9 protein-coding genes are annotated in these 13,583 nt (G+C 70.2%); 4 read left to right on the top strand and 5 right to left on the bottom strand.

Annotated features, from left to right (window positions below; genetic code table 11):
* Window positions 1–232 precede the first annotated feature (232 nt).
* A complete protein-coding gene (locus tag QHF84_RS19285) occupies window positions 233–1,945 on the top strand; it encodes a serine/threonine-protein kinase (RefSeq protein WP_281314797.1) in 1,713 nt (570 codons plus the stop codon).
* Window positions 1,945–3,006, top strand: coding sequence for a PEGA domain-containing protein (locus QHF84_RS19290; RefSeq protein ID WP_281314798.1), 1,062 nt, complete (start codon window positions 1,945–1,947; stop codon window positions 3,004–3,006). Before QHF84_RS19285 ends, QHF84_RS19290 begins: the two co-directional genes overlap by 1 nt.
* A gap of 136 nt (window positions 3,007–3,142) precedes the next feature.
* On the opposite strand, the gene QHF84_RS19295 is transcribed toward QHF84_RS19290, so the two are convergent.
* The 3 genes from QHF84_RS19295 to QHF84_RS19305 all read right to left on the bottom strand — a co-directional run bounded on the left by QHF84_RS19295 (window position 3,143) and on the right by QHF84_RS19305 (window position 9,013).
* Window positions 3,143–4,876, bottom strand: coding sequence for an ABC transporter substrate-binding protein (locus QHF84_RS19295; protein WP_281314799.1), 1,734 nt, complete (start codon window positions 4,874–4,876; stop codon window positions 3,143–3,145).
* Window positions 4,877–4,992: 116 nt separating this feature from the next.
* Window positions 4,993–7,533: a dynamin family protein gene (locus QHF84_RS19300; protein WP_281314800.1), complete on the bottom strand. Its 2,541-nt coding sequence runs from the start codon at window positions 7,531–7,533 to the stop codon at window positions 4,993–4,995.
* Between the two features lie 31 nt (window positions 7,534–7,564).
* On the bottom strand, window positions 7,565–9,013 hold the full coding sequence (locus QHF84_RS19305; protein WP_281314801.1) for a hypothetical protein: 1,449 nt from the start codon (window positions 9,011–9,013) through the stop codon (window positions 7,565–7,567).
* Between the two features lie 100 nt (window positions 9,014–9,113).
* Between QHF84_RS19305 and QHF84_RS19310 the strand changes: the two genes are divergently transcribed.
* Window positions 9,114–11,471, top strand: a complete 2,358-nt coding sequence (locus QHF84_RS19310; RefSeq protein ID WP_281314802.1) for a PQQ-binding-like beta-propeller repeat protein — start codon at window positions 9,114–9,116, stop codon at window positions 11,469–11,471.
* A 43-nt stretch (window positions 11,472–11,514) separates the two neighbouring features.
* On the opposite strand, the gene QHF84_RS19315 is transcribed toward QHF84_RS19310, so the two are convergent.
* Both QHF84_RS19315 and QHF84_RS19320 read right to left on the bottom strand, forming a co-directional pair.
* A complete protein-coding gene (locus tag QHF84_RS19315) occupies window positions 11,515–11,982 on the bottom strand; it encodes a septal ring lytic transglycosylase RlpA family protein (RefSeq protein ID WP_281314803.1) in 468 nt (155 codons plus the stop codon).
* Window positions 11,983–12,054: 72 nt separating this feature from the next.
* On the bottom strand, window positions 12,055–12,573 hold the full coding sequence (locus QHF84_RS19320) for a hypothetical protein (RefSeq protein WP_281314804.1): 519 nt from the start codon (window positions 12,571–12,573) through the stop codon (window positions 12,055–12,057).
* Window positions 12,574–12,694: 121 nt separating this feature from the next.
* On the opposite strand from QHF84_RS19320, the gene QHF84_RS19325 reads away from it, so the two are divergent.
* Window positions 12,695–13,576: a hypothetical protein gene (locus QHF84_RS19325; protein WP_281314805.1), complete on the top strand. Its 882-nt coding sequence runs from the start codon at window positions 12,695–12,697 to the stop codon at window positions 13,574–13,576.
* Window positions 13,577–13,583: the final 7 nt, after the last annotated feature.

A 13,583-nucleotide genomic window follows, 5' to 3' on the forward strand; every position in this document is an offset into this window, starting at 1 on the left:
CTCCCTTTCGGTCCTTCGCGGGCCTCGATGTACCCTGCGACACCACATCGCTCGCGAGCCTGGATCCACGCTTTCTGTGCGAACCGTGAGCCCGTTTTTTTTTGCGCACCAAAAACTCGCATCGATTGCGATCCAGGGGCACTCTTCGGTAGCATGCTTTGACGTGGGGATGCGTACTGGAGCACGCACGCCCAGGTTCCGATCCGGCTCTCCAGCGAGGTGAATGTCGACCATGGAGGGGTCCAGCGTCACGAAGGGGCCCGAGGCCAATACCCTCGGCAAATACAGGCTCATCGCCGAGCTCGGCCATGGCGGCATGGCCGAGGTCTATCTGGCCGTCGTGCAGGGCCCTGCAGGGTTCAACAAGCTCTGCGTGATCAAGCAGATCCGCCCGCAGCTCGCGACGGATCCCGAGTTCCTCGGCATGTTCCTCGATGAAGCGCGGCTCGCGGCGCGCCTCTCGCACCCGAACGTCGTGCAGACGAACGAGGTCGGTCAGGAGGGCGATCGGTACTTCATCGCGATGGAGTACCTCGAAGGGCAGCCGCTGAACCGCATCCTGCATCGGATCGGCCGGGACGGCGGGCTCACGCTCGCGATGCACCTGCGCATCATCGTCGACATGCTCTCGGGCCTGCACCACGCGCACGAGCTCACGGATTTCGATGGCACGCCGCTCAACGTCGTGCATCGCGACGTCACGCCGCACAACGTGTTCGTCACGTACGAAGGTCAGGTCAAGGTCGTCGACTTCGGCATCGCGAAGGCGATGAACTCGTCGGCCGAGACGCGCCTCGGCGTGGTGAAGGGCAAAGTCGCGTACATGGCGCCCGAGCAGGCGCGCGGAGAGCGCGTGGATCGGCGCGCGGACATCTTCTCCGCGGGCGTGATGCTCTGGGAGGCCGCGACGGGCCGGCGCCTCTGGAAGGGCATCCCGGATCTCACGGTCCTGCATCGCCTGATCAACGGCGACATCCCCTCGCCTCGCTCGGTGGATCCCGACGTGCCCGAGGGCCTCGAAAAGATCGTGATGAAGGCGCTCGCGCTCCGCCGCGAGGATCGCTACGCGACCTCGACGGATCTCGCGACCGCGCTCGAGGAGCTTCTGGATCAGATGGGCGACAAGACCTCGCTGCGCGAGGTCGGCAGGCTCGTCGCGAAGCACTTCGAGGAGAACCGCTCGAAGATCAAGCAGATCGTCGAGGCCCAGCTCAAGGCCGCGAAGTCGATGGCGACGACGGAGTTCCAGTCGATCAACCTCCCGCACCTCGACGGCACCTCGGCGTCGGGACCGATGTCCGTCGATCGGACGGGCGCGCGCGAGGCGATGTCGAGCCAGGATCTCTCGTCGCCCGGCACGCGCCGGACGAACGGCGTCTCCTCGCCGACCTCGCTCACGGCCTCGACGGCCGCCGCGACGAGCACGGGCTCGCAGGCTGCCGCGGCCCCGAAGCGTGGGCTGCTCGGCGCGGTCGCGCTCATCGCGGTCGCCGCGATCGGCGCGGGCGTCTGGTTCATGACGCAAAAGCCGCCGCCCTCGCCGACGACGCAGGCGACGGCCGCGCCGGTCGCGGCCGACATCGAGGTGACGATCACGGTCACGCCGCCGAACGCGAAGATCTTCCTCGATGGCAAGGAGCTCGCGACGAACCCCTACGTCGGCAAGTTTCCCCGCGAGGACAAGACGCATATCATCAAGGCCGAGGCTTCGGGTTTCACCACGCGCAGCCGCGACGTGACGTTCGACAAGGACCGCACGATCGAGATGGTCCTCGAGCAGCAAGCCGCGACGCCGATGGCGACGCCGCAACCCACGGACACCTCGAAGGAAAAGACCAAGGTCATCTTCGTCCCGCAGCCGACCACGACCGCCGAGGATCCGATGAAGACCGGCGGCACCAAGAAGACGAACCGCACCGTCGACCCGAACAACCCGTATCAGTGATGAAGACATCCCGACGTATCGCCCTCGCGGTCGCCCTCTCGCTCCCCGTCATCCCCCTCGTCGTCTCGGCCCAGCAGCCCGCGGGCCCGGCCGCGGCGCAGCAGGCAGAACCTTCGAAAGAAGCCAAGGAAGAAGCGTCGCGGCGCTTCAAGCGTGGCATCGAGCTGTTCGGCGAAGGCGACTATCGCGCCGCGCTCATCGAGTTCCGCCGCGCGTACGAGCTCGCCCCGAATTACAACGTCCTCTACAACATCGGGAACGTCTACTTCCAGCTCCAGGACTACGCGAACGCGCTCGTCTCGTTCGAGAAATACCTGGCCGAGGGCGGCGCGAGCATCGACCCGAAGCGCCGTGCCGACGTGGACAAGGACATCGAGAAGCTGCGCACCCGCGTGGCGCGCGTTGAGATCATGACGAGCGTCCCGGACGCCGACGTGACGATCGACGACGTGCCCGTCGGCAAGTCGCCCTTCGCGAAGCCGCTGCTCGTGAATCCGGGTCGCCATCGGATCGTGGCGACGAAAGAGGGCCGGACGAGCGCTTCGAAGACCATCGAGGTGGCGAGCTTCGACTCGGAGAAGGTGACGCTCGATCTCGCCGAGATCGCGCCGAAGCCGGCCGAGACGGGGACCGTGCCCACGGCGCTGCCCACGGCCTCGGCGACGCCGACGTCGTCCGCGACGAGCACCGGCCCCGTGCTCCCGCCTCCCCCGCCGCCGAAGTCGGTCCCGTGGGCCGGCTGGGGCGTGACGGGCGCGCTCGCGATCGGCGCGATCGCCACGGGCGCGCTCGCGCTCTCGAAGAACGGCGAGCTCGCGGATCTGCGCAAGCCCGACTCGGGCGCGACAAAGGACCAGCTCGACGACGCTTCGAGCTCCACGGCGACGCTCGCGCTCGTCAGCGACATTTTTACGGGCGCCGCCGTCGTGGCGGGCGCCGTGACGCTCTACTTCACGGTGCGTGATCCCGGGCCTGCAAAAGAGCAACCCAAGACGGGCTTGATCAAGCGCGTCGACGTCGGTGTTTCGCCGACGGGCTTCACGCTGAAGGGCAGCTTCTAGCCCCCTTCCCCGCCCCTCGCCGAAGGCCGCGGCGCCGAGAGCACCGCGGCCTTTTTCATGTCCGCACATTGCAAGCTCATTCGAAACGAAAACGCCGCCCCGGAGGACGGCGTTTCGCTCCGTTCAGCGCGCCGCTTTACTTGCAGGCGTCGGTGAACGTGCCCTTGAGCGTCTGCGATTCCGCTTCGTAGTACAGGCCGGAGAGCTGCTCCTTGGTCTTGCCGGTTCCATCGTCGGACAGGCAGAACACCTGGACGTTCGCTTCGGGATCATTCGTCTCGGGGTCGAAGTCGAGCGGGCCGAAGGCGCCGTTGTAATCGATGGACTTGTATTCGCCCGACATGAGCTTCTTCATCGTATCGCTAAGCTTGCCCGGGCCGGAGTTGATCTCGGCGTCGGCAGGATCCGCGTTCGACATCCTCGTCATCCCCGCGGCGAGTTTCCGGCCCGTGATGACGCCGTCAGAGATCGTCGACGCGCTGTAGAACAGCAGGTAGGCGGCGTCGTACGCGCTCGCGGCGCCGAGGATCGAGGGGTCGCCGTTCTCGGTCCCGAACGTCGTCCCGTACAGGTTCACGAAGAGCTGAAAGTTCTGGTCGGTGTTCTGCGGACCGGGCACGACGCCCGTGGTGCGCTTACGCCAGTCGGCCTTTGCCACGGCATCCGCCCCGACGTCGATGGCACCCGCGAGCGCGCCGGTGTTGTAGTTCGAGTCGGAGAAGACGTACCGCGGCTTGTACCCGAGCGCGCTGTTCCAACCGATCTCGATGGGGCCATACAGCGCCGACACCGCTTCGCCCGTCCCGATGAGCAGGACGATGTGCGAGCCGTGGTTCTTCACCGCTTCGATCGTCTCGGGGTACTTGGTCGTGCCTTCGGGATCGCCGTAGTCGACGAGGAGGAAGTTCGCGCCGTTCTCGACCACGGTCTTCTCGTTGAAGGTCAGCGTCGTCTCGAGAGCGGATCGGAGGCCCTTGCCGTAGACGTCGCCCTTGTGGACGAGCGCGAGCTTGATCTGCTCGTCTGACGTGAGCCCGAGCTCCTCGCGGACCCGCTTCTCGAGCTGCGGCACGTACTGCAAGATCGCGTTCGCCTGGAAGAGGTCCGAAGGGACCGTGCGCCATACGAGCCCGGCCGTCGCGCCGGCCGGCTTGTCGGGGAAGTCCGTCAACGCGATGCCCGTGGCGGACGCGCTGATGAGCAGTGCGCCCCCCAGGACCGTCGTATCGGCCGTCGGGATCGCGACGCTGCTGAACGCGCCGCCGATGATGGCCTGGACGCCGAGGTCGTCGATGAGGTGCTTGGCCGCCTTGACGCTCACGCTGCCCTCGCCCGCGTCGGTGCAGCCGATCATCACGACGGGGCGCACGCCGGCTCCCCCGGGCAGCGGCAGTCCGCCCACGTTACTCTTGAGGTCCCGGATCGCGAGCCGGACGCTGTTCTCCATCGACACGCCGATCGTGCCGTCGAAGCCCGTCGCCGTGGTCGGGTGGATCGAGCCGATCAGGAAGACGTTGTCGGCCGTCGGATCTCCCTCGACGACCTGGCACTCGGGCGAGAGCAGCGGCCTGCAGACGCCGGACGTTTCGCCGGGCGACTTGCGGCAGAACTGCTGCTCGCCGGCCGCGCTGCAATCGCTCGTCTTCGCGCAGAGAACGTCGCCGCCGCCGACGCAGACGCCTTCCTCGCACTTCATGCCGTTCGGGCAGTCGGTGTTCACGTCGCACTGCTTCGTGCTCGTATCGACGACGACGGAGCAGGAGGGCGTGGCCGCGACGATACCGAACGCGAGCGCGAGCGCGCCGACGAGGCCCCACCGATACGAATTTCGCTTCTGCGTGTCACTGCTTCCGCCAGACGAAACATCCATGATCTTTGCCTCGATCCCGCAAAATTCTTGGGCGCGATGATACCTGCGCGTCGACGACGCGGGGTACGAAATACGCGGCCCGCGAGCCTCCAAACTGTTTTTCCTGGCCGGGTTGCTCAGGTCTTCGCGGAGAGCGCGCGCTCCACCATCGCCGCGCGTTGCTCGAGGAGAGCGAACGGCGCCGCGGGCAGGCCCACCTCCGCAGCAGCCACGAGCGCCGCCGCGAAGGCCACGATCGCAGCTTCGATCACGCGCCCGAGCGGCCGATCGACACGCTCGGCCGGCCTCTCCAGCGCGGCCACCGCGCCCATGAGCGCGGCGCGCACGGAGGCCGCGGCCGCAGGCGGCGCCGCGACGCCGGCGTGCTGCGCGATCTCGTGCACCAAGGGGTCCGTGAGCCTGGAAACGAAGCGCTCTTCGACGTAGGCCTCGAGCCCCGGATCGGTGCGCTTTCGCTCGTCCGTGAGATCGCCGAGAGGGCGCAGGTCCGCCGTGAGCACGCGTCGCGCGTACTCGAGAGACTTTTCGATCGAGGCCGCGATCGTGCGCCTCTCGTGGCGAAGCTTGGCCGCGGACGCGAGGAGCGCCTCGTTCGTCGCGCGCGCCTCCTGGATCTTCGCGCGATCCTCCGCGGCGCGCGCGGCCGCAACGGATGCGAGCTCCCGCGCGATGCGCAGCGCCCTGCGGCGAAGGGCGCGCTCGCGCAGCTCCGCCGAGCGATCGACGATCCGCTCGGCGAAGAGCGCCTCGACGCCCGCCCATCCCGAAGCTTCGAGCGCGGCCGCGTCGCCGAGCTTGCCCTTCAAGGAGAGCCGCGCCGAGAACGCGAGCGGCGGCGCGTAGGAGCCGATCCCCGTCTCTTCGAGGCTCTTCTGTACGTGCACGAGGACCCGCGCGAGGTCGTCGGGCGCGAGGCGATCGGCCTTGTTGACGAGGATCTGCACGGGCACGCCGAGGTCCTTGATCTCGGAGAGCACGCGCCGCTCGCTCTCCTTCATCGGGCCACTCGCGTCGAGGAGCCACACGGCGACGTGCGCCTCGTCGAAGGCCTGTCGCGCCGCGGCGATGTGATCGGGATCGGGCGCGTTGAAGCCCGGCGTGTCGAGGATCTCCACGCGCTTGAGCCGCTCGATCGGCGCGTAGATGAAGACCCGCTCGACCCGCTCGCCGCTCGCGGCGAGGCTCTTCAAGGCGGCCTTCAAGCCGGCGTGCGGCACGACGCGATCGGGCGCGCCGCGCACCACGATCCGCGCGAAGGGATCCGGCGCCCACGCGACCCAGTGCAGCGTCGCGGTCGTCGGCAAGACGCCCGTCGGCGCGACGTCCTCGCCGAGGAGCGCGTTCAGGAAGGTGCTCTTGCCGGCGTTGAACTCGCCGACCACGGCGACGCGCAGCGGACGCTCGCGCTCGACGGCGATCGCCTCGATGCTCGTGACGACGTCGAGCCGCTCGAGGGCGCGCGCAGAGCGGCCGAGCTCGTCGAGCAAGTCGGGCCAGGAGGCGATGCCCTCGTCGGGGACCCAGCTCCGGATGATGCCGCTCGCGATCTCGGCGGCCCACGCCGCGGCCTCGCCGGAGACGCGTTCGAGTTTGCCGAGCGCCGCGCGATGGCGTCCCTCGGCCGCGAGCACGGCGCCCTCGCGCAGCGTGCGCAAGTCCTCCGGCAGGCGGCCCGGATCCCGCGCGGCGAGCGTATGCAGGGCGTCGAGATCCCGCGTCTCGGTGGCGAGCCGGAGCAGCGCTGCGGCGGCGCCCGCGTGCCCGGCGGAGAGGCCTCGCGAAAGCGCCGCGCGCGCGTCGGCCCGGCGGCCCTCGGCGAACGCGAACGCCGCGGCCCACGCAGGCTCTTCGATGAGGCCGGCTGCCGTCACGACGCGCCGCGCTCGATCGACGAGCACGACATCGCGGCAGCCCGCGATGAGCGCGGAGAGCAGCTCCGCGGAGCCCGGCGCGTCGAGGATGCAGGCGCGCAGTCCGAGGTCGAGCGCGGTCGACCACTGCCCTTCCGCGAACGCGAGCCGCGCGAGGACGAGCGCGCCGCGGCCGTCGATGCGCTCGGGATCGATGACCGGCGCATACCGCGCCGCCGCGGCCACGTCGCCGAGCGCGAGCGCGCACTCGGCGCGTCGCAACCCAACCTCGCGATCAGGCGCTGCAGGCAGCTCGGTCCCGGTCGTCACGGCGACCGCGAGCGACGTGCCGATGCGATCGAGCCAGCGACCGGCCCGCGCCGGATCACCGGCCCAGAGGTCACGATCGCACAGGTCGAGGAGCGCGAGCCGCGCGGCTTCACGCTCTTCGGGTGCGTCGGCGGCGCGCTCGAGCGCCTCGGAGGCGCGCACGTCGCCCATGCGTGCACGTGCCTGACCGAGCCTGAGCCACACGTCGGCGCGCCAGGGAACGAACGTGGCGAGCTCCGCGAGCGCCTCGGCGGCCTCGTGATCGAGGCCTGCGTCCTCGGCTGCGTCTGCCCAGAGCGCGAGCCCGAGCGGTGATTCGGGCACGCTCGCGAGGATGGTCCGCGCGAGGTCGCGCGCTTCGAGCGGTCGGCCCCGCGCGAGCGCGAGCTCTGCGGCGCGGCGCTCGTTTTCGAGGCCCCGCGCCAGGATTTCGACCCGTCCGAAGAAGTTCGACAGGCTTTCGACGAGCCGCGCCATGGCTGCATCAAAGGCCGGCCGCGGCTTCGGATCAAGGGGCTTCGCCCGTGACGTCCCTCGTCGCGTCCGCCCGTCGCCGCAGCACCACGTACGGCAAGCCGGGCACGCGGCTCTCCGCGGTCACCACGAAGCTCGAGGCCATGTCCGGAAAACGCGCGATCCGCGCCTCGACGCCGCGATCGAAGATCGAAGCCGTCCACGGCGTCTCGACGCGCGCGCCCGGCGCGAGCAGGAGGACGAGCGTGTCCACGCCGCGCGCATCGAGCATCGCCGGCGCGATTCGCTTCGTCGTGTGCCCGCCGGGCAACGCTGCAATCGCGGGATCCGTGAGCCCCGCGAGATCCACGATGTTCGCCTCGGTCGCCGCGCCGACCCAGCCGGCGTCGAGGGAAGCCACGACGCGGGCGCCTTCGAGCGCGGGACCGAGCTCACGTACGAGCGCGGTCCGATCGGCCCCGACACGCGCGGCCACGGGGCCGATCTTAATCATGACGAAGAGCTCGCCCGCGAGCGCGAGCGCGACACGCGCCGCCGTCATGCGCGCGTCCGCGACGGAGGCGAGGTGCGCCGCGGCGAGGATCACCGCGGGGAGCACGGGGACGACGAGGCGCGAGAGCGGCATCCAGTCGCCGCCTGCGACGGCGACCGCGGCGAAGTGCACGGCGACGGCGAGCACGAGCCCGCGCACGAACGGCGTGGTTCGGAGGAGCGCGCGCGGCGCGACGAGCGCGAGCGGACCCGTGAGCAAGAAGCACGCGAGCGCGTACTTCGCGCCGAGCCAGGGATCCGAGGGCTTGGCGAGCACCGCGAGCGGCGTCGGACGACCGAACACGGCGAGGCGAATCGCGACGACGAGGAAAAACGGCGCCGCTGCGAGGGCTGCACGGAAAACGTCCACGCGTCCGAGGCGCATTCGTTCCCCCGGCGGCGGCGTGATCGCGACGACGAGCACGAACGGCAGGAGCTCCGGCCGAAGCGCGGCCGCGAGCCCGAGCGGAAACACGGCTGACCAGCCGCGTCCGAGCGCGACGAGGCACACCGCGATCGACACGAGCGCGGTCGCGAGGCCCGTTTCGAGCCCTGCGACGCTCCAGGCCGCGAGCGGCGCCGATGCGGGCAACATCACGAGCGCGGACCAGCGCGCGCGAGACGAAGAGGCACGATCGATCGTCACCGCGAGCAGCGCCGCCGCCGCTGTCCATGCGAGCAGCCCGAGGAGTTTTGCGGCCACGAGCGCGTCGAGCGGTCCACGCGCCGCGAACGGCGTGAGCAGGTAAGGAAACCCGAGCGGCGTCACCGCGTCGGTGATCGGCCCGTGCGCGTTCCATCGGTAGCCGAGGCCACGCGCGACGTGGGTCGCGTAACGCGCGGGGATGAGCGCGTCGTCGACCGTGAAGCCGTACAAGACGTGCGCCGGCAGGAGCGCGAGCGCCGCGCCGAGCGCGGCGATTCCAAGGGCGCGCGGCCAAGAAACCGGCACGGACGGGCTCCTAGCGATACTCCATCGGTTTGTCCACTCCGCGACGATCGATGCACAAAACTTAGGAAGCGACGGAAGCCTCTCTAGCATTCGGCCACGGATGACCGGCCTCACTCTCGTTGCCCGACGCCCCGAGATCCAGCCTGCCTCGACCTCCTCGGTCGACAGCCCGGCGCTGCGCGCGCTTTTCGACCTCGTGCTCGATCGCGCCCCAGACGCCACCGTCCTTCCCGAGCGAGACGCGACCTCGCTCGTGATCGACCTCGCTTACTCCGTCGCAGAGCTCTGCGCTTCTCGCAGACGCCGCGCCGCCGTGCGCGTGAGCCTCGGCGGCGAGCCCTGGGAGCTCGGCCTCGAACGCGCCGGGCGAGACGTTCTCGTCTCGCTCGCGCAGACGAGCTCGAAGCCCGAGGTGGCGATCCACGAGCGACGTGTCGACGGCGACGCGTTCTCCACGCGGATCCTCGGCGCCCTCGACGCGCTCGCGGGCCGCTCGGAGCAAAGCGCCATCGCCTCGCTCGCCGCCCTCGACGGCGAAGGTCCGCGATCGCAGCTCTACGGCGAGGCCGCGCGCATCGCCGCGGCGCGCGAGCACCTCGCCGCGAGCACGCCCTTCGGCCCGGGGGAAGGCCTCACCGAGCCTGCCGTGGTGGCGGTCGAGCCCACGGGTGACGTGCCGATCACGATCGCGGCCGACATCCTCATGCGCACGCCCGCGCCCTCGGCCGCAGCCGAGACGGCCGTGCAGCGCGCCGATCTCTTCGCGCTCCTCTTCCGCGGCAAGCTGCGCGTCATCGTGGGCGAGCATGCGCGCGAGCTGCCCGACGTGTTCGTGTTCCTCTTCGCCGAGCAGCTCGTCGAGATCACGCTCGAGGCGCTCTCCGCGTGGGCGCTCGGACGGCCCTACTACCGGCGCCTCACCATCGGCGGCGCCGTCTGCGCGGTGCGCATCCAGGGCGAGGGTCACGCCTCGCTCACGATCGGCATGCCGCGCCGCGGCGCCGACGAGCGTGGGCACGTGTGGACCTTCCCGGCCGTCGACGTGGGCGCGCTCGTGCAAAGCGTCGTCGCCTTCGGCCGCGCCCTCGCGCGGAGCGTCGTTCGGCGTGACCGCGCGCAGGCGCAGAACCTCCGCCTCTCCGCGTTCCGCACGAAGGTGCGCGAGCTCGGCGAGCGCATGCGCGACCTCACGCGCGACGACTCCAAGATCAACGACGCGCCCGAGGGTTACCGCGCCTTCGCCGCGTCGCTCGTGAGGCCCCCGCAGCCGCCCGAGGACGAGACCCTCGCGTCGAGCCGCCTTCGCTACACGCCACGCTGGTTCGCCGCGATCCCTTCGATCGACCTGCGCGCCACCTTCCTCTGCGGCGACGCGCTCGTCGTCGGCGCCACGCGCGAGCTGTCGTGCATCGATCGTCGCACCGGCGAGCTCGCGTGGACGCGTCCCGTGCCTCGCGCCGCGAGCGTGATGACGCCGCTCGGCCTCGCGCGCATGGAAGCCGAAGGCGCGCTCCACCTGCACGACCTGCAGACGGGCGACGTCCTCTGGACCACGAGCCTCACGCCGCGCGCGGGCGCGAGCACGTCGGGCGTCGTCGTGAGCACGCCGGGTCTTCCGCGCATGCTCGTCGTCAGCGAAGGCGCGCGCCACCTCGCCGCGATCGATCTGCACGGCGGCGAGGTGCGGTGGCGCTACGCGTCGCGGAGGAGCGGCATGTTCCGGCTGCGGCGCGCGGGCAAGCTCCTCGTCGTGGCCTCGGGCGAGTCCGCGCTCGTCGCGCTCGACGTGCTCACGGGTGAGGTCGTCTGGCGGTTCTGCGATCGCCGCCGCTTCGCCTCGCACGTCACCGTCGATAACGACGCGCTCTTCGCCGTCAGCGGCGACGGCGCGTTCGTGGATCGTGGCAGCGCGGGCCTGCACCACATCGATCCCTGGTCCGGCGCCGCGCGCTGGAGCATCGATCTTCCCGCCGACACGCGCCCGCTCGGCGCGCCGCTGCTCGCGCCGGACACCGTCGTCATCCAGACGCACGGCCGCCGCGGCACGGGCCTCGTCGGCTTCGATCGCGCCACGGGCGCCCCGCGCTTCGACATCGTCGCTTGCGCCTCGGCGGCCTCGAGCCTCGTCGTCGACGGCACCGTCATCCTCAACAGCGAGGGTGGCGAGCTCGTCGCCATCGACGCGAAGGACGGCACGACGCGTTATCGTCACGTCTTCGGCGGCGCCGAGGGCGACCGGCCGCGAAGGCTCGAACCGATGCTCCGCTCGGGCGCGCTCTTCGTCCCGCAGAGCGAGCTCTTCGTCGTTCGCCCGCGCGACGGAAAGCTCCTCGGCCGCGTCCCGGCCGACCTCGTGCCGGATCTCTTCCGCGTGGACGAGCGTTGCGACGTCTACGTCGTCGAGGAGAGCGGCCACATCGCCGCGTTCTCCACCGGCCCGCGTCTCCGGCTCGTCTAGTCCCGAGGGGGGAAGATCGCTTCGCGATCTTCTTCCCCTCCCCTCACCGCTTCTTCTTCTTTTTCGCCGCCGTCTTCGGGGGCGGCATCGACACCACGCGCAGCACCACGTCGGCGACGCCCATCCGCACGATGCCGAGCGCCTCCGCCGCGCGCCGCGACAGATCGATGATCCGCCCTCGCACGTGGGGCCCTCGATCGTTGATGCGCACCTCGACCGAACGCCCCTCGCGCTCGACCCGCACGATCGCGCCGAACGGCAACGTCTTGTGCGCGGCCGTGAGCTCCGTCGGCTCGTACGGCTCGCCGCTCGCGGTCGGCCGCCCCTTCAGCTTGTCCGCGTAAAAACTCGCCTTGCCGCGCTCTTCACGGCCCGCCCCGGCTGCGCTCGCGGACGCCGCATCCGGCGTCACCGCCCCTCGCCCCGCTGTTTCCGCGCCGCCGCCGCACCCCGTGGACAGACCGAGGAGCGTTGCGAGCGCGAGCCCTGGAAAGAGACGTCGAACCAGCATGATCGGGAGGCGCGCGGAAAGCGCGGCCTTCCGTTCCGTCTATCCCGACATGCTGGGGGCTCCAAGCAAATCCTACGTGGGAGCCGTCGCCGGCGGATGCTCGCGCTCGGCCGGGGCCGACGCTGCGTCCTCCTCGGCCGTCGCGGCCATGACGCTCGGCGTCGGGAGCTGCTTCGAGCCGGCCTTCGACCGCACGAACCGAGCGAGCTCGACGAAGGGCACGCGCGTCGGGCAGATCTCTTCTTTCTGCGCGAGCACCTCCATCGGCACGTGCGCGAGCGAGCGCGCCGCGGCGTCGTAGTCCGGCATGCTCCGCGACGACGAGAGCACGATCGTCATGAGCCCCGGATACTCCCCGCCCGAGGCTGCGATGCGATCCGCCTCGCCCACGTCGCAACGCCCGCACGCGATGCACCGCGAAAAACTCGCGACACGCTCGCGCTCTGCGGGGTCGAGCGCCGGCAGGCCGTCGGCGTCGTAATTCTCGTGGAACAGCGGGAGACCCGTCTTCCGCCCGAACAGCCTCCCGACGAGGACTTTGAGCAGCGACCAGGCAAGCACCACGAGAGCGAGCGCGCGACCGGAGAGCACGTTCTCCCTATAGCAACGTGCGCGCCCCGGGGCAGGCGTGGTTTCGAGGGCGACACGAACGAGCTGCCCGAGCCTTTGGATCTCGAGCATCGCCCGAGACGTGGTAAGACCCGGGCAGGAGATGCGCTTCTCACGCGACCGCTTCGCCACGTGCGCCCCGACCCGCGTTGCCGCGCGGCCCCACGTTTTCGCGCTCCTCGTCGCCCTCGGCGCCTCGGCCTGCGGTGGCACGGGTGACGGCGGCACGGGGGATCCGCCCAGCAAGCCTGCCGCCGATCCCTGTGGTGGAGGCGACCGACTCTCCGACGTCGTATCGGAGCCGACCTGGGTCGATCCCGACCAGGCGATGAGCAAATCGTGCAGCTACCCACCCGATCGGGCGGTCAAGCTCTCGGGCCTGCGCATCGTCGCCATCGATCGTTTCGACGAGACCGGCAACGGTGCGTCGGGCAACTACTACGTGCAAGACGGCTGCGCCGATCCGGTCGGCCCCTACTCGGGCATGACGGTCTACGCGCCCTCGTTCAGCCCGCCGGATCTGCGCCTCGCCGAAGGCGACGTCGTCGACGTGCTCGGCAACCTCATGGAGTTCCCCGGCCCCACGAGCGGCCCGTTCCCGCAGTGCCGCACGTTGCCGGAGATCGGCGGCACCATGACGTTCCGCTTCGAGCTCGGCCCGGACCTGCCTGCGAGGACGATCCCGACCACCGACCTCAAGACGTACGAAGGCGCGCGCCAGTGGCTCGGCACGCTCGTCCGGATCGAGAACGTCGAGATCGCGGACAAGGCGTACGAGAGCAGCGGCCGCTACTCCGCGCCGATCGACGTCGGCGGCGGCATCAGCCAGGTCGACGTGCCGAGCATCTCGAACGAGCTCTTCGACCTGAAGAACGATGGCCCGCTCCTCGCCGAGGGCGTGAAGTTCAAGGCCGTCACCGGCGTCGTCACCTACTTCTACGGCTTCAAGATCGCGCCTCGCTCCGCGGCCGATTTCGAGCTCTGATCCTTCG

The organism is Polyangium sp. y55x31, from assembly GCF_029946505.1.
Classification (GTDB): Bacteria; Myxococcota_A; Polyangia; order Polyangiales; family Polyangiaceae; genus Polyangium.